Source organism: Domibacillus sp. A3M-37 (assembly GCF_024213455.1).
Taxonomy (GTDB): domain Bacteria; phylum Bacillota; class Bacilli; order Bacillales; family Domibacillaceae; genus Domibacillus; species Domibacillus tundrae.
Map to the genome: position 1 here is coordinate 269,293 of NZ_JANAVL010000001.1, position 17,434 is coordinate 286,726.

A 17,434-nucleotide genomic window follows, 5' to 3' on the forward strand; every position below is an offset into this window, starting at 1 on the left:
GTATAATAGGATAGAATAAAAATAGAACCTTTTCACTACTTTTGAGGGGATTGACTTATTATGTCTCGAAATGATTACCGAGCAATGCTTTCTAAGCGGATGGAAAAGGATTTTTCCAGCTGGTTTGATCAGGAGCATATCCAAGAACGGGATTTGTACCGCTTTTTACATACGATGAAAGGAACCGCCGGTACAATCGGAATGAACGAGATGTCTTCTTTTTGTACCACGCAGCTGGAAAACCTTTCTGAAACAAGCAATATCTTAATTTCAGTTCGTTCGTTAAAAAACTTTATTTTGCTGATGCGAAATTTTTTTCGTGAAGAAGAAGACGCTGCTATTTTAGAAGTGGAGCAGATTGAGGAAGTCCCTGTTTCGATTGAAGAAAACAGCTCTTTTATTTTAGTGATTGACGATGATGTAGAGTTTGCTTCATTCATAAAAGAAACACTCGAAGAAAATGGGGTTCAAGTGGTCATTGCGTTGACCGGCAAACGGGGCGTAGAGTTGTTTTACACCCTTCAGCCTCATATGGTCATTGTGGATGTGCAGCTGCCGGATATGAGCGGCTTTGATATATTAACACAAATCGGTGATATTGCCAGAAGCCGGTATGTACCTGTTACATTGATTAGTGTTGACGGAAAAATTGAAAATCAAATACGGGCGCTTGAAATGGGCGCCATGGATTTTATTCCAAAGCCGCTTGATATAACAGTTTTTGTTCCGTACATTTTAAACCGGCTGAAAAATAAATTTGCGATTTGGCAGTCTGCCTTAACAGATGAACTAACCGGTGCAGGAAATCGGCGGCAATTCACGCAAACTCTTTCACAAATGTCTTCTTTAGCCGAACGAAAGCGGCACACCTATACGCTTGTCATGCTGGATTTGGATTACTTTAAAAAAGTGAACGATCGGTATGGGCATCCTGCCGGCGATGACGTTCTCCGGATCTTCAGCTCGCTTGTTTTAAAAATGAAACGGGAAACCGATTATTTCTTTCGGTATGGCGGAGAAGAATTCGCTTTAATTCTCGTTGATACAACGCCGCAAGAGGCTGTCGTTTTAATTGAGCGGATTCGCTCAAAAATGGCTGAGATTACTTTTACTGTGCCGCCCTTTGACCCGTTTTCTGTAACGTTTTCTGCGGGAGCGTCCGAATATCGCATTAATGAAGCGACGGTTTTAAATGAAGCGGACCAAGCACTGTATAAAGCAAAGCGAAATGGCCGGAATCAGTCGGTTATATACGAAATCGACAGCGGTGATGTAAAGCGCCATTTGAATATTATGATTGTCGATGACGATTTGCTCGTGCGAAAAATGTTGTCGAAACAATTCTCAGGCTGGAAACCGAATGAAATTGATGTCGTGATTCATGAGTACCCGGATGGCATCTCCTTTTTAGAGTCCGACTGGTACAAGTCGGATGAAAATTACATGATTCTTTTAGACGGCATTATGCCAAAAATGGATGGTATGGAAGTGCTTACCAATATTCGCAAACAATTTCCGGATGACAACATTGTCGTATCGATGTTGACGGCACGGACAAATGAAGCGGATATTGTATTGGCTTTAAAAAGTGGAGCTGATGATTATATTGTAAAGCCATTTCATCCGCAGGAAGTTGTCGCGCGGGTGCAGCGCCTCACAAAGAGGATGTTTAAATGACCATTTATTTTTTTCTTCTGATGATCGCGTTTCTTTTTCTTTTCCAAATTGCGCTTCTTTTCTATCTAGTCATTCGCAAAAAAAAGCGGCAGCGCTATGAAGAAGAAATAGAAAGCCAGTATAACCATTTAACCGAACCTTTCAGTTCCTATATTATCGAACCTTCCGACGTGCGCTTTCTATATGCCATCCGGTCTACCCGACATCAGGCAGTCGTATTGGAACGATTATTAAATGGCTATGTTGCGTTCACAAAAGAAGCGAATATTTCACCTTTAGTCAAACAATTGTCTGAAGAATTTTTAACAGAACCCTACAGCCGAATACTTGGCCAGCGTAATTGGGCGAGACGAATAAACACACTGCATTACATTGAAGATTTCCATATGGCTTCCCTGTCTCCTGTTTTATTCGAGCGGCTTACCGCTGCCAATAAACTAGACGTTGAAACACAGCAGCTCATTCGGACGCTTGCTTCACTAGATGAAACAAAGGTTAGTAAAGAGTTAAGCCGGTTTCCAAATGTGCCAATCCGGCTGTATGTCGATGTCTTTAACCGCTTGCAGAAAGAAGGCACCGTGAAGGAAATCCAGTCTGCTCTTGACGGCACAGATGTGACATTGAAATATGCTGCACTTGTCTTTATCGGACAGTCCGGTGCCATGTCTTTTCTCCCAGCTGTTGAAAAAGAGCTGGAAAGTTCTCATGCTGAGACAAGGATTCAAGCTCTCAAAACGCTGTTCCGGCTGGAGTATATGTCAGATCCTGATTTGCTTGCACCCTTTTTTGAATCATCGATTTGGACGGAGCGCATGTTTGCTGCACGTATAGCTGGCATTTTGCAGTTTTCCCGCTATAAAAAAATATTGAGCACGCTGCTGGGAGATTCTGTTTGGTGGGTCCGTTATTCTGCGGCTGAAGCATTTACCCACTTTTCAGATGGCGATGTCATTCTTGCTCATTTGTCCGAAAACCACTCTGATCGTTACGGGCGGGATATGGCTGCACAGTGGCAGATCTATCGACCGGGGGGTGCCAATTAATGAATGTATTTTTCCTTGTTCTTTCTTATGTAATTATTGCTTATATGCTGTTTTCCAGCTTAAGTTATATTACTCTTTTTTTACTGGCCTTTCGGAAAGTGTATCGTGAAAGTGAATTAGATCCCCATGAAGCAACAGAGGACATAGCAGGAAACGACCGGACATTTCCCGTCTCCGTGCTTGTTCCTGCTTATAATGAAGAAGTCGGGGTTGTCAGTACAGTGCGCTCCCTGCTCGCTCTTGAATATCCTGAAAAAGAGATTATTGTGATTGATGATGGGTCCAAGGATCAAACTTCAGCTCGGATGATTGAGGAATTTCAAATGATAGAGATTCCCTATGCTGTCCGAACTTATTTGCAGACTGCTGATATTAAAGCCATTTACCAATCGTCTGTTTTCCCCTATATCCGCCTTATCAAAAAGGCCAATGGCGGAAAAGCAGATGCACTGAATGCAGGCATTAATCTATCATCGTACCCTTACTTTTGCGCCATTGACGGCGATTCAATCCTTGAAAATGATGCGCTTTTAAAAACAATGAAGCCGATTATTGAATCAGATGGCCAGGTTATTGTAACAGGTGGTTCTGTGCGGATTGCAAACGGATCGACCATTTCAAGAAGTAAAGTGGAAACGATTAATCTGCCAAGTCATCCGCTTGTCCTTATGCAGATTATTGAGTATTTCCGTGCCTTTTTGATTGGCCGGCTGGCGCTAAGCCGGCTGAACATTTTGCTGATTGTTTCCGGTGCTTTCGGTGTTTTTCATAAAGAGCGGGTCATCCGCGCCGGCGGCTACAATAAGAAAACAGTTGGCGAAGACATGGAACTTGTTGTTCGTCTGCACAGATTGCTGAAAGAAGAAAAATCAAAGCAGCGAATTGAGTACATACCGGACCCTGTTTGCTGGACAGAAGCACCGGAATCGCTCGAGGTTTTACGGTCGCAGCGCATCCGCTGGCAGCGCGGTCTGTCTGAAACGCTCTGGACGCATAAAAAAATGATGCTCAATCCTTCCTATGGATCGATCGGGCTGGTATCGATGCCTTATTTTTTATTCGTTGAATTGCTTGGGGCCATTTTTGAGTTTTGCGGTTATTTTATTATTTTCGGCGGCTTCTTTTTTTCACTGATTGATCCGAAAATTGCCGGCCTTCTGTTTTTAGTGACTATTTTTTACGGGTCTCTTATTTCTGCGCTTGCCGTACTTTTGGAAGAATTGACGCTTCATAAATATCCAAAAGTTTCTCATTTGGTTCGGTTATACGGCTGGGCGCTGACAGAGACATTTTGGTACCGGCCGCTTATGGTCATTTGGCGGATCCAGGGCATTTTTGCGGCTTTCCGAAAGAAGCAGCATTGGGGCGATATGAAACGAAAAGGAATCTCAACTTAAACCACATGGAGGTGGGCTGAATTGAAAAAGATTTTAGTAGCGGATGATGAAGAAATTTTACGCATGCTAATTGTGGATACACTGGAAGACGATTTTGACATTACAGAAGCAGAAGACGGACAAGAAGCATTGCATCATATTCAGACACAAGCACATGACTTGATCATCCTGGATTACATGATGCCACACTTTACAGGAATGGAAGTGCTGGAAACCATTCGCAAAAACGGAGTTTCCACACCCGTTTTAATGTTAACGGCTAAAGCCCAGGAAGCAGACCGGGAACTGGCGATGTCGCGCGGAGCCGATTATTTTATGGCAAAGCCCTTTAGCCCGATTGAATTAATGTCACTTGTTCAAAGCATTCTTGACTAAAAAACGGACAGCTCTGTTGAGGAGCTGTCCGTTTTTCTAGTTATTAATCTTCTTGTTCGAAGCGCTTTTGAAGCATGTAGTACGATGGCTTCAGCCGTTCCCTTGATAAGGTCTCATTTTCCCATGATTCCCATTCGTACATATTCATCTCTGGAATAGCGTTCTCTGAGGAATCGGGCACTGTGAATTCTCCTGCAAAAGAAGCTGCAATGCCAATACCTTCAATTGTTTCTTCTGCTTCCATTCCTTCTTTGAAAATATCCCCTGTAGCTTTTAAGCTGCTTGGATCTTTCACATTCAATAACAGCCATGGAATACGGATTTCAATGTTTCCTGATTTTTGGTCGACATAATAATCAGCTAGAGAGTCATAATCAGGTGATTTTGGATTACTGTTGCCAAACCGCATAACACCTGTTTCATAGTAATCAAACGGCAGCACTTCCCCTGTATCAGGACGGGTAATTTCTTTATTTAACGCCAATCGGATCGGGTTTAGCTTGCCGCTGTTATTCATCGGTCTTTGCGGCGCTGGTTTTAACATTGGTACACTAAATCCGTACTGATACATAAAAGTATCATAATAGGCATCGACCTGCAGTGTTCCTTTTTCCCGGCTGTCGAATGATAGAACAAATTCCGGTTCGTTTGACTGGAACGATAGATCGCCAAACTTCTTGCTTCCGATAGTCGGATGAACATCAAAATAAAGTGTTGGCATCCGCCCATTCACTTCTTTCGATCGGATATAAAGGTAGCGTTCATCGTGCGTCACATAAAGATTATCTTCCTTCTCATAGAACGGCTTAACCTCTTCCCAGTCGTTGACGTTTCCGTCTGTTTTCACAAGCAGCCGGTCAAAGCTCATCAAGCCAAACTGCTGCTCATTCGTCTGGGCATTTGACCAAAATGGACGCCGGTCCGGATCATCGAGATCCATTGTGTTCCATGTTCGCTTAAACCACTCATCCTGCCATGTAAATACAAGACCACCCATCATCTTTTCCGCTAAAATATCATCATACAGGTGAATCAGTCCTTCACCCTGCTGCTTTTCGCTCATAAAGCCTTGATTTAAGCCGAACGCATTTCGATGGGTCATGCCGCGGGAAGCAGGGATGCCAAACTCTGCAATCAGCACCGGCATGTTATGCGCTGCGCGAAGATCATGCAAGTATCCGGCATAGCTGTTGTTTTCACCGCGTGAATCTTTGTATGTTAAATACTTTTCTTCTAAATTTAAAAAGTCAGGATAATACGGATACACATGGTAAGAAGCAAACATCTCGGTATCCCTTTTCGGCTTGATCGTATTCGGATTAACTGATACTAAATCTTCCTGCTCCTGCGGCTCAGCAGGGTGTTCCAGCAAATCCGTCGTTACCCAGTTTGTAAAGCTCATCGGCCTTGTCCACTTGTACGTATCGGCCTCGTATTTCATCATTGAATCCATTTGTTCGGCCAGCCAAATTTCCATCGGTTCGGCTTGTTCTGTCCGGACAAACTCCCCTTCGTATTGAGCAAGGCCCGCATATTTTGTTTTCATATTATCAACCATATACGGATACCATTCGATTCCGAGCACCCATCCGATCACATAAGGCGATATATCCGCCCGGTACACACCTGACGCATGACCTGTTCGCTGTTCAATATCCCCATTGCCGTGAATCACATCGGCAACTCGTTTCATTTCAGACTGAAACTCCTCCGTAATTTCTGGCGTGAACGCATCAAGAGTTTCCTCTAAAGGCTCTTCGTCGACCCAGACACCATGCAGCACATAAATCGGCTTGTCGTGTTCCTCATTATATCTCTTTAATGCGTTGTAAAAACCGGGTGGATGAATTGTATAAACGCGAATTACATTGGCATTCATTTCACCTATCTGGATCAGCCAGTCATAGTACTCCGATTCTGAAATGGCGGCTTCTCCCGGAAAAGCGCCCGGCTTGCCCATACCGATGTTTACGCCTTTGGCCGTTATCGTTTTCCATTTGCCGTCTTCAAACACATCAAACCGATCGCCATTTAAACGTGCTGTGTAAGAAAGGCCGTTTTTCTCTTCCACCGGAACTGCCGCCGCTTCTTTTTCTGCCCTTTTCTCCATAGCCAATACGCCTTTCATAAGCGGCACATACGTTTTCCAGAAAAATGCCTGCTCCGGATAAAGAGAGGATGGTGTAATCAGCGCACGCATAGAAGCAAAACCGGCATATTTATAAACGAAAGAGACTTCTGCTGTATCCGCAAAATCTCCTGCGAAATAAAATAAATCGGACTGTTCATAGGAATGGTGAATCACCGCCGGGAATGACAGCGGAATGCCTTCTTTTTCTACTGCCGCTTTTCCCTTTTCTGATAAATCCCATTGGTAGTTTGCTAGAATATCATTTTCGTTGTCCGGTATGGTTATATCAAACCAATACGTGTACGGGGCTCCTTTATCAAGACCCGTTATGCGTTTTCCTTCCTCCGTAAAATTCATCGTTAATTGCGTATCGTTTACCTCTCCCGCTTCATCTGAAAGCACAATCACTTTTTCTTTTTCTTCGTTTACGAGAACAAAACCGGCTCCTTGAAACGCCCATTTTTCCCCGCCAGATTCATAAAGCGGTAATACACTGGCCAGCTCCTCGTTTTCTCTGTTCAAATCCTTAAAAACACGGCCGGTCCAGCCAGTTGGCTTTGTATGAAGAAAAGAAGCCATGTTGTTTTTTACATCCGCTTTTGTCGGAGAAGCGAATGTATTGAATTCCATCACAAGCGTCGTCGAATGATCGGCTGTTTGCTGCTTGATCGCTTCCCACTCTTTCATTTGGAGGCCGCCATACACTAAATCTTCATTCTTGTCGTACACACCGTATGTGTCGGCTACATAAATAACGTCGGCGTCTTGAAGGCTTTCAGGCAGCGCTCTTTCTTTTATTTCTTTTTCGGGAAAGTAGCCATAATAGTCGTTCTCCCCGCCAAAAGTGTCAAAGCGCAAATGCTTTAGCACCCAGGCGAGGGCCCGGTGCTCTCTCTTGTTATCCGTGGGAACCGTCTTATCTAAAATGACAACTTTTTCTTCTCTTGTATCGCTAAGCTCCCATATCATTCGGGGCAGGAAAAGCAGAAGAAGGATGCCCGGCAGTATCATCCACTTTTTATTTATTTGCATTTAATCAGAACCTCTCTCCGGATAGAAAATAATACCCTGCTGCATTGGCTCAGTTAAAAACCCAAGGACGGCTTCGGACAACTGGTTAGGCGGATACGGTTTCGTTAAATAATGATCAATTTGATTTAGTTTTTCTGCTTCTTCGCTCTGGTCAAGTGCAGAAGAAATAATGATCGGAATGTCCCTGGTTTCTTTTTCTTCTTTTAAAAGTCCTACTAAATCCCATCCATTCAAATCGTCACCGAGCATTATATCAATGACAATGCCCACAAGCCGCGTTCGTTTTGCTTCTTCAAAGGCTTCTGACGGATTCAAGTGATAGATAACCGTAAAGCCATTCATTTTTAGCTCTTCTGATAAAAGAAGAGCCAGGCTCACATCATCCTCAACTATCATAACAGACGGACTGTTTTCTCTTCCTTCCTCACGAATCACCCGGCTCTTTCCTGATGAAAGAATCGGCAATGAAAAACGGACTGTTGTTCCTTTTCCCTCTTCTGACTCGATTGTAATCATTCCATTGTGCCTTTCGATAATCTCGCGGCAAATCGCCAGCCCCAGCCCTGTTCCGCCAATTTTTCTGCGTGCGCTATTATCAATGCGCTGGAATTTATTAAACAGCTTCGGTAAAGCTTCGGCTGGAATACCAATACCTTCATCCTGTATTGATACAATGACCTCATTCTCTTCATTTGAAAGAGTCACCGTCACATGGCCGCCATCTGGTGAAAACTTCATTGCGTTGCCAAGAAGATTGGTCAGCACTTGGGCGAGACGCTCTTTATCACCTTCAACCCGGACATTTGCCGCTTCATCTACTACGACAATCGGGTGACTGCTTTCTAAACGGAAACGGGCTACAGCTTCAACCGCTATCTCATTGATCTGCAATTCTTCCATTTGATAAGCTTGACTGCCCGCCTCCATTCGCTGTAAATCAAGGAAGTCATTGATTAAGTTTGTCAGTCTTTTCGCTTCTTTGTAAATCGTTTCTAAGTATTTTTTTTGTTTTTCCGGCTTTAACTGCTTATGAAGCAGCAGTTCTGTAAAACCGAGAACACTTGAAAGGGGTGTGCGGAGTTCATGGCTGACAGTGCTGACCAGCTCCGTTTTCATTTGATCCACTTCATATTCTTTCGTAATATCACGATGAACAAAAATAGTTCCCGTCTTTTCTCCTTCAATTAAAACCGGGGCACTGTATACATCAATGACCTGTTCTGAAGGTTCTAAAACTCTATACCGATATTCATAGACACCGTGCTCATGTTTAGATATACATTTTTCCAAAAATTCTCTCATTTTTGGCGGATCATCGGTTTGACTGGCCAGCCGATCAATCCACTGTTCTTTTTCGACCGCTGCATCAAGCGGCACATTGCCGCAATTAAGAATCGAGCAAAGCGCTTCATTTCGCTGCAGCATCATGCCATCGATCCCAACAAATTGAATGCCCTCGTTAATGTTGTTCACAATCCGTTCATTTAATATCCGTTCCCCTACATTACGATCATATAACTGAATGCGTTCAATCGCTAAATAAATTCGATTTAACAAACCAAGCAAGTCTTTCTGCTCTTCCAAGGAAAAAGCACGCCCAATTCTTGAACCGCCGAATAAAGCGGCCATTTGTCCGTCTGCATTGTGCACGCCTGCAAAATAGTCATTTACGTAGACGGTTTCCGAAGCAAGTCCTTTTTCATGAAGGGCTTCTCTTGTTAACGCAAAGAACGGTTTTTCCTTTAAACGCTGGTCTATATATTCCGTCCGGCTGGCTGAAAACTCCTCAAACATCGTTGTCGTCATGCCTTTAAGTGCATGCTCTCCACTATCCCGAAGCCAAAACATCCCCAGGTCCAGCTGATAGACATTATCTAAATACTCCAGCACACTGTCCGCAAGCTCCTGCTTGTTAAGCGAAAAGGAAAGAACATGATTTAACTCGTTGTAGCGCTCCAGCCGTTCTTTCGTTTGTTTTGTTTCACGAAGCGAATCTTCAATTTTCGTTTGATGCTCCTGCAATTCTTGCTGCTGCATAATAAGCTCTTCATTTTGCGCCATTAATTCCTCTTCTTTTTCTCTTATAGTCCGGATCATGGACCCGAACGAAGAAAACAACACACCTATCTCATCATTTCGATTGACCGGCAGCAAGGAAAAGTTTTTTCCGGACGTGAAATCATCCGCCACTTTTCTCATATGTTCAAGCGGTCTTACAATCTCTTTCATCATGCGCCAAATTAAATAGGAAATAAACAAGAATAATAGAAAGATAAAGACAATCATCACCAGTGTGAATTGATTGGCCTGCTGAAGCGTTTCTTTCGACAACGCTTCCAGATCGTCATCTATATCTGTTTTGTATTGCTTTGCATAAGTCATAAAACGATTCACGGAATCGGTTATGCCATTGTCGGAAAACACGCGAAGTGCCTCGTAATCATCTCTTTCTACCATTTCAATCACAGCAGGCAGTGATTCATTTTCATAGGCAGCCATAAATTCAGTAAGCTCTTGTGTTAATTGTTTTTCTTCCACATTTAAATGAATGTTTTTTAATTCAGTGAGTGCATCGTTTACTTGTTTAATATCTATATACACCTGCTCAAGCTCTTCATTATTGCGAAAAGCCACATACCCTCTTGCCCGAAAAAACATATCATTTAGCGAATCCCGCAGTGTCTCCAATTTCACCTGCTTATCATATAACGCTTCTCGCTTTGACATCAATTCTTCTTGTGACTGTTTCATATAAACAAAGGCACCCACCCCTGCCGCTGTTAAAACAAATAAAATAGATAGTGATAAAAGCAAATACTGGCGCCGAATACCAGATTTCAAGGCCCATTTCATACGTGTCCTCCCTTTCAATTCCGTATTTTCATTATAGACTGTTACCATAGTAACAAAAAGACAAAAAACCCGCTGCATGAGCGGGTTACGATTGATCAGATGAAAACATATAGTGACGTTCATTGTACGTAATCGAAAAAACAAGTGCCAGCGCCAGCATATTCCCCATCAGCGAGCTGCCCCCGTAGCTGATAAACGGAAGCGGAATCCCAGTAATCGGCAGAAGGCCAATCGTCATGCCGATGTTTTGAAACGCGTGAAAAGTAATCATCGCAATCACACCCGCACACATGTAAGAATAATAAGGTACTTTTGTCGTTAATGAGAGTTTTGTAATGTGGTAGATCAGCACAAAAAAGAGACTGACGACGATCGATGCGCCAATGAATCCATACTCTTCTCCGATAATACTAAAAATAAAGTCAGTATGGCTTTCAGGGAGATAGACTTCCCTATAACCAAATCCTTTGCCCATTGTCTGTCCGGAACCAATCGCAAGGAGCGACCTTGTTAAATGGAAGCCAGTCGAGCTTTCATAATTGTAAGGGTCCAGCCAGGAGTATATACGACCGAACTGATACTGCTTCACGCCCAAGTATTTTTCGAGAATGGCCGGGTGCCACAAAACCATGTAAAAAATAAGCGCAATGAGCGCCGATGCACTACCAAACAGCGGAAGCAAAATTTTCCAGGTGATACCAGAGACAAAAATCATCCCGAGCAAAATGGAAATTAACACGAGCGACGTACCGAGATCCGGCTGCTGCATAATTAAGAGAAGCGGCACTCCAGTTGTGGCTCCAAGCTTTACCAGAAGAAGTAAATCACTTTGAATCGTTTTAATCGGATTTTTCAAATGGTGATTCACCATAATCCGAGACAGCGTTAAAACAAGAAAAATTTTAAAAAACTCGGATGGCTGGATTTGTCCTATTCCGGGAAACCGATACCAGCTTTTTGCGCCATTAATTGTCGGCGCAATGGATGACGGTGCAATAATTAAAAAAACAAGCAGAAAGATCCCAATGCCGTACAAATACCAAGACATGCCATGAAATTGATCTGAATCAAAGCGGATAAATAAAGTAATAATGCCAATTCCAACCACATACCAGACAACTTGCCGGATGACAAAGTTTGTACCATATTGACCGGTCGTCTGTGCACTGTAAATCGCGACACAGCTGACAACAAACAGCATAAACAAAATTAACATCAACCCGTAATCAATGCGGCTTGATTGTTGTTGAGAATTCATGTAAATTCCTCTTTCTCCTAAAAATAGACCGATTCTTATTATAACGTTATTATATGATTCTACAACAGCCAAACGATTCAGAAACGAGAAATCTGTGCGTGATCATGATAAAATACGTGGACAGGCTATTATAGAAAGGAAGTTGTAACATGGAAGCGATCAAAACGAATGAACAATTTGAAGAAATCATTGCCGGAAGTGAGCCGGTCATCATTAAATTTTACGCCGGCTGGTGCCCGGACTGTACAAGAATGGATATGTTTATCGATGACATTATCGCTGATTACGGACAGTATCGATGGTTTGAATTGAACCGTGATGATTTCCCTGATGCAGCGCAAAAATATGACGTGATGGGCATACCAAGCCTGCTCCTATTTCAAGACGGTGAAAAACTCGCGCATTTGCATAGCGCCAATGCCAAGTCCCCGGAAGAAGTGCGCGACTACTTGAAAAGTCTCCCTGTCTAACGAAAAGCCGGTTCGCGTTCATACGCGAACCGGCTTTTTTAAAAAACTCCTTCCAGCTTGTTTAATCCATTTCGCAAGGCTTCTTTATCAAGCCCATCCCCGATGACAACGATGACCGCCCGCCGCTTCATCGGCTGCGGCTGAAAAAATGGGACACCGTATGCATATTGAAACAGCTCAGGCCGTTCACCAGTGTCTTCAAATTTCACAAATCCTTTTATCCGCAGCACCGAATCTGGCAGCTGCTCGACCCACTTTATAAAGGCAGCGCGCGGCACATGATTAACAAACTCATAGGCAAATGTTCTAACGTGCAAGTGCTGGTGGACGTGGTGCCCTTCTTCCGACCGGCTGCCGCCGCCAAACATGGCGCCGCCTTCTATTTTCCCATACTTCATTTCACGAATATCCACTTTTTCATTAAGCGACCGAATATCTTGTTTAATCTCAGCCAATGCTTCTTCAGTCACGAGATCTGTTTTCGTGAGTGCGACAACATCACTCCAGCGCGCCTGGTCTTCCATCAGCTTCCGATGCGCGATTGGCAGACGGTTTCGTTCCATCCAGCGGGCGCAGTCAACAAGTGTTAAAATACCTTTTACATCAATTTGCATGGCAATAACCGGCGACATGCATGCATCCAGCACTTCCATCGGATGCGCAGCGCCTGTCGTTTCAATATAAATAACGTCCGGCCGGTGATCTTTATAAAGCGTCAGCAGCTCAACTTCGATTTCATCTTTAATCGTGCAGCAAATGCAGCCATTCAGCATATCACGCACTGCTGTATCTTCCCCAAGCAGGGCTGAATCGACGGACATGGCACCAATTTCATTCATTAATACAGCCACTTTTCGGCCGGCTTTTTTTTCCTGCTCCAGTAATTGAAGCAATAAAGTTGTTTTCCCGCTGCCGAGAAAACCGCCAATAATATAAAGTTCTGTCTTCATCATTTCAAACCTCCCTTAAATCAAAACAATTCCGATTTAATGCACCCTCTTTATTCTACACATTTCTTCTCTTTTTGCCAAAACAAAAAGCAGGAGTTCTCTCTCCTGCTTACTCGGGCTTCACGACTGATGACAATTTCTCGGTAATAAGCGTCAATAATGCTGTTAATTCTGTATCTCGTTGTTCACCATGCAAATATGCTTCCTGCATGACTTCAAGCAGTTTTTGCTGTTCACGGGACATATTGTTTCTCCTTTAATCATATTATCTGTCCCATTCCCGCCATGCTGCCAGCTAAAACGAGACAAAGGTCTCAATTATTGCACTTGTTCTTCGACTTCCATCCAGTCAGACGCCCAATGTTCTATTTCACTAATGACCGCTTTCAGCGCACTTCCTTTTTCAGTCAACGTATATTCAACCCGGACGGGCACTTCTGCATATACTTTTCTTGTGACAATGCCTTCGTCTTCCAACTCTTTCAGTCTTTCTGTCAACAGCTTGCCGCTGATCGGAAATCCAGCTTTAATTTCAGAAAAACGCTGCGGGCCTTCAAGAAGCTGCTTAATGACAAGACCTGTCCAGCGTTTTCCTAAAAGCTGCATCGCTTTTTCAACTTTCGGACAAAGATTCATACTCGATCACCTCATTTGTATATTTTTAGTATACATCATTTCAAAAGAAAATGATATCTTTCCACTTTTTAAAACATAGTAACTTTATTTATTTAAATTATTTTTTTAAACTATGTTTCTAAATGTAACAAAATTTCAGCACTATAGTCCGTTAATCGATGAAAAAGCAGCGGTTGAGTGGTGCGTTCCGGAAGATTGGAAGCTTATGGCGCAAATGCCCTTTGGCAAACCGACAGCACCGGCTGGCGATAAATAATTTTCACCGATTGAAAACCAGGAGAAGGTATATAAATAATCCAGACCGCTTTTTATTCAAAAAAGCACGGACTTTTCAAGAAAGAAAAGTCCGTGCTTTTATTTAGATTGAGCTCGTTTGTCTATGCTTTTTGAACAGATCCTCTTTCAATTAATGTCGGCGACAGCATGATGCGATGGCCGATTCGATCAGGCTGCTCAATTAACTGCAAAAGCTGATCAAATGAATAATTAGCAAGCTCCGTAATGGGCTGCTCTATCGTTGTTAAGCCCGGATCTGATATTTCCGCATAAATCGTATTGTCAAACCCGATAACCGATAAATCCTCTGGAACCTTCACACCGGCATTTCGCGCTTCATTGATTAATACAATGGCAATGAGATCGGTCGCCGCAAACACAGCTGTCGGCTTTTTTGGAAGCTCCAGCAGTTTTTTAGCCGCGTTTTTCGCTTCTGAAATCATAGCGATTACTTTTCTGAATTTTTATTTTAAAGAAAGCGCTTAACTAGACAATAAGCGATGTTATTTTAAAGATCAAGCAAATTTTCAAAAAAATATTCACGACTGGATATGAAAAAATATAAAAAATTTATCAATTTGACATGTACTCGACATAATTCTCGGGTAAAATGAAATTATCTAGTAAAGGAAATACACAGGAGGAAGGATTATGAAGAAGAAAACAATGTCATATGTTATGACCGGTGCGCTATCGATCACGATTTTAAGCGGTGTTTCCTCTTCTCCAGCTCAAGCCGCTTCTCCGCAGCTTATTAAAGAACAGGCGGCGCCGTCCGTCACACGAACTGGAACGAAAAATTTCGCTGATGTCATTGCCGATCAGGCGGCAGCACTCGGCATTCATATTGAAGGCGACGATTTGGAAACAGCTGCGAAAAAAGTCCGGCTGGCGAAACTGCAGCATCAAGCCGCTGCTCTTGGCATTAAGACGGATGGTAAAGAGGAAAAAGCGCTTCGTCTCGAGGTAAAAAAGGTCCATGAAACATATGTACATAATGCAGCCGGCTACTTTGGTATTGAAACAGACGGGCAGCGTACGAAAGACTTGATTACTGCTATTTCTGAGGTGAATTCTGAAGCGGCTGAACAATTAAATGGATTTTATTAAAACCGGCCAAGCGAGGCCGGTTTTTTGTCGAATCTGTTTATAGATGCTGGACTGGCCACAAACAGAATGAATTTGGCCATGGCGCGTATCAATAGGGAAAGGACGTATGTTCAATGCAGACAATTTTAATAGCAGAAGATGAGCCTGCGATCAGCCAGGTACTGAAAGTATATTTGGTAAAGGCCGGTTTTCAGGTGGTTCAGGCATTTAACGGAACAGAAGCGGTGGAAAAATTTCAATTGGCCCCGCCTTCCCTTGTTTTGCTGGATGTTATGATGCCCGGCAAAGATGGCTGGGCCGTATTAAAAGAAATCCGGACGAACGGCAGCTGTCCGGTCATTATGCTGACAGCGTTAAATGATGTAAATTACCGTCTTAACGGATTAAACGGCGGCGCAGACGATTATATTTCAAAGCCATTTATTGCAGACGAAGTCGTGGCGCGTGTTCGGGCGGTGCTGCGCCGTTCCGAAGAAAGCCGTCCAGATGAAAAAGTTCATCAATTCGGCAGTCTGACGATCGATTTTACAGCACACCGGATCATGCTGGCGAATAAAGAAATTACACTGACGCCCCGTGACTTATCTCTTCTGTTATTTTTAGCGGCGGCGCCGAACCGGACATTTACGCGAGACCAGCTGCTTGATGAAGTATGGGGACACGACTACGAAGGAAGCGACCGTGCTGTCGATCTATCAGTAAAACGGATTCGTAAAGCACTCGCAAAATGGCCGTCGTCTGAAGGAGAAATTAAAACGCTGCGCGGAGTGGGGTATCAGTTTGTTGTTGAGTAATAAAACACGGCGTATTTCGCTGCTTCGCTACTGGACAACGCGGTATGCAGTGACGCTCGCTGTCGGGCTGCTTGTGCTGGCTATGCTGTCGGTCGTCTGGATCCGGCACACAACGCTTGAAAACCGGCTGGACGTATCTGAATTTTTAGCGGCTGAACTGGCCGGACGGATTGCCGGGAGCCAGCAGAATGTAGAAGACACTACGCAATCTACTTATCTCGATCAGGATATGCTTGATGCCCGGGACGAGCTGATGAAAATGGAGTCTCCGCCTTCCATTTTTATTACTGATGCAGGCGGGACCATTTTATCTGCAGGCGATCAGGATCTGTATAAAGAAAGCTCATTTCCTTCTGCTGTGCTGGAGAAAAAAAGCTCAGTACAGACGTTTTCAGGATTAAATAATGATGCACTCGTTTATTTAATTAAAAAACCAATTATTGTGGATGAGGTGACGTTTGGCTGGGTCGTTATGCTTCAGCCGGAAGATGAATTTGCGGATTTGAACGATGAATACAGGCTTCTTGCGCTGTTCATTTTAGGAAGCGGCTTGCTCGGCTGGGCGGCCATTTATATTTTATCACGGCGCCTTGCACGTCCGATCAGCGCAGCGGCTGCTGCTGCGAAAGAAATCCGCAACGGCAATTATGGTGTCTCTCTTATGCCATCCAAAGCAAAAGAGCAGGAAGTGTACGATCTTGTCATATCGTTTAACGACATGGCCATTCGTTTGGAGCAGTTAGAATCAATCCGGGCTGAACTGCTGGCTGGTGTCACACACGAGTTAAAAACACCGGTTACATCGATCAGCGGCTTGCTCCAGGCGGTAAAAGATGATGTCGTGACAGGAGAAGAAGCGAAAGAGTTTATTACAATTTCATTGAAAGAAACAGAACGCATGCAGACAATGATTAACGACTTGCTGGAGTTTAACACGTTCGCGGCTAATGCGCTGCCGGTTTCAACCGCACCGCACGAACTGAATGAATTGACACGCGGCATCGTGCATGAATGGAATTTAGCACGTAATTCAGATGACATTCCGGTTCACTTTCATCCATACGAACGTGACCTTATCGTTTTGACTGACCCGAACCGCTTTCGGCAAATTATGATGAACTTGCTGAACAATGCGGCACATGCGATTGAAAGCAAAGGACAAATGGCCGTAACCGTTCGAAATGAGGACCCGTGTGCATTGATTGATGTGTCGGATACAGGAATCGGCATCCCAGAATCCGAAAAAACGTTGATTTTCGAACGCTTTTACCGCGGCGAAAATAAGAAATATAAAATCCGTGGACTTGGCCTGGGCTTGCCGTTCAGCCAGCTGCTCGCCCGGGCGATGGACGGCGATTTGGAATTAAAAGAAACCTCACCGCTCGGCACAACCTTTACCCTTAAAATAAAAAAACAGGACTGATGCTTAGGC

Annotated in this window: 15 protein-coding genes and 1 pseudogene; 9 read left to right on the forward strand and 7 right to left on the reverse strand. The window is 43.6% G+C overall.

Translation table 11 applies throughout. The annotated features are described in order from the left end of the window. Window positions 1–60 precede the first annotated feature (60 nt). The 4 genes from NLX67_RS01455 to NLX67_RS01470 are packed head-to-tail and all read left to right on the forward strand — an operon-like array spanning window position 61 to window position 4,492. Entirely contained in the window at window positions 61–1,677 is a 1,617-nt protein-coding gene (locus tag NLX67_RS01455; RefSeq protein ID WP_254310098.1) for a diguanylate cyclase, read from the forward strand. Next, window positions 1,674–2,720 carry a HEAT repeat domain-containing protein gene (locus NLX67_RS01460; RefSeq protein WP_046178272.1) on the forward strand — a complete coding sequence of 349 codons (1,047 nt, stop codon included), beginning with the start codon at window positions 1,674–1,676 and terminating at the stop codon, window positions 2,718–2,720. The genes NLX67_RS01455 and NLX67_RS01460 overlap by 4 nt, the downstream gene beginning before the upstream one ends. Beyond that, window positions 2,720–4,117, forward strand: coding sequence for a glycosyltransferase family 2 protein (locus tag NLX67_RS01465; RefSeq protein ID WP_254310099.1), 1,398 nt, complete (start codon window positions 2,720–2,722; stop codon window positions 4,115–4,117). The genes NLX67_RS01460 and NLX67_RS01465 overlap by 1 nt, the downstream gene beginning before the upstream one ends. A 21-nt stretch (window positions 4,118–4,138) precedes the next feature. Then, window positions 4,139–4,492, forward strand: coding sequence for a response regulator transcription factor (locus NLX67_RS01470; protein WP_046178270.1), 354 nt, complete (start codon window positions 4,139–4,141; stop codon window positions 4,490–4,492). A gap of 43 nt (window positions 4,493–4,535) precedes the next feature. Here the strand turns inward: NLX67_RS01470 and NLX67_RS01475 are convergent, their stop codons facing one another. The 3 genes from NLX67_RS01475 to NLX67_RS01485 form a co-directional block, all read right to left on the reverse strand. Further along, window positions 4,536–7,655 (reverse strand): hypothetical protein, encoded by a 3,120-nt coding sequence (locus tag NLX67_RS01475; RefSeq protein WP_254310100.1) that lies wholly within the window; start codon window positions 7,653–7,655, stop codon window positions 4,536–4,538. Next, window positions 7,656–10,508 (reverse strand): ATP-binding protein, encoded by a 2,853-nt coding sequence (locus tag NLX67_RS01480; protein ID WP_254310101.1) that lies wholly within the window; start codon window positions 10,506–10,508, stop codon window positions 7,656–7,658. 85 nt (window positions 10,509–10,593) lie between these two features. Then, complete coding sequence (locus NLX67_RS01485) at window positions 10,594–11,766, reverse strand: FtsW/RodA/SpoVE family cell cycle protein (RefSeq protein WP_046178268.1); 1,173 nt, start codon at window positions 11,764–11,766, stop codon at window positions 10,594–10,596. Window positions 11,767–11,915: 149 nt separating this feature from the next. Here NLX67_RS01485 and NLX67_RS01490 point away from each other — a divergent pair, with 149 nt between their 5' ends. Beyond that, on the forward strand, window positions 11,916–12,236 hold the full coding sequence (locus NLX67_RS01490) for a thioredoxin family protein (protein WP_046178267.1): 321 nt from the start codon (window positions 11,916–11,918) through the stop codon (window positions 12,234–12,236). A 38-nt stretch (window positions 12,237–12,274) separates the two neighbouring features. On the opposite strand, the gene NLX67_RS01495 is transcribed toward NLX67_RS01490, so the two are convergent. The 3 genes from NLX67_RS01495 to NLX67_RS01500 form a co-directional block, all read right to left on the reverse strand. Beyond that, window positions 12,275–13,189, reverse strand: coding sequence for a CobW family GTP-binding protein (locus NLX67_RS01495; RefSeq protein ID WP_254310102.1), 915 nt, complete (start codon window positions 13,187–13,189; stop codon window positions 12,275–12,277). A gap of 106 nt (window positions 13,190–13,295) precedes the next feature. Next, complete coding sequence (locus NLX67_RS22690) at window positions 13,296–13,430, reverse strand: hypothetical protein (protein ID WP_256519501.1); 135 nt, start codon at window positions 13,428–13,430, stop codon at window positions 13,296–13,298. Between the two features lie 74 nt (window positions 13,431–13,504). Then, window positions 13,505–13,822 carry a winged helix-turn-helix transcriptional regulator gene (locus NLX67_RS01500; protein WP_046178265.1) on the reverse strand — a complete coding sequence of 106 codons (318 nt, stop codon included), beginning with the start codon at window positions 13,820–13,822 and terminating at the stop codon, window positions 13,505–13,507. Between the two features lie 136 nt (window positions 13,823–13,958). Here NLX67_RS01500 and NLX67_RS01505 point away from each other — a divergent pair. Next, a pseudogene (locus tag NLX67_RS01505) lies at window positions 13,959–14,078 on the forward strand (nitroreductase family protein); the annotation flags it as partial. A 121-nt stretch (window positions 14,079–14,199) separates the two neighbouring features. On the opposite strand, the gene NLX67_RS01510 reads toward NLX67_RS01505, so the two are convergent. Further along, window positions 14,200–14,541 (reverse strand): substrate-binding domain-containing protein, encoded by a 342-nt coding sequence (locus NLX67_RS01510; RefSeq protein WP_046178264.1) that lies wholly within the window; start codon window positions 14,539–14,541, stop codon window positions 14,200–14,202. A 208-nt stretch (window positions 14,542–14,749) separates the two neighbouring features. Here NLX67_RS01510 and NLX67_RS01515 point away from each other — a divergent pair, with 208 nt between their 5' ends. From NLX67_RS01515 to NLX67_RS01525, 3 genes are all read left to right on the forward strand, one after another. Further along, window positions 14,750–15,208 carry a hypothetical protein gene (locus NLX67_RS01515; protein WP_046178263.1) on the forward strand — a complete coding sequence of 153 codons (459 nt, stop codon included), beginning with the start codon at window positions 14,750–14,752 and terminating at the stop codon, window positions 15,206–15,208. 113 nt (window positions 15,209–15,321) lie between these two features. After that, window positions 15,322–16,002: a response regulator transcription factor gene (locus tag NLX67_RS01520; protein ID WP_254310103.1), complete on the forward strand. Its 681-nt coding sequence runs from the start codon at window positions 15,322–15,324 to the stop codon at window positions 16,000–16,002. Next, complete coding sequence (locus tag NLX67_RS01525; RefSeq protein WP_254310104.1) at window positions 15,992–17,425, forward strand: sensor histidine kinase; 1,434 nt, start codon at window positions 15,992–15,994, stop codon at window positions 17,423–17,425. Before NLX67_RS01520 ends, NLX67_RS01525 begins: the two co-directional genes overlap by 11 nt. The last annotated feature ends 9 nt before the right edge of the window (window positions 17,426–17,434 follow it).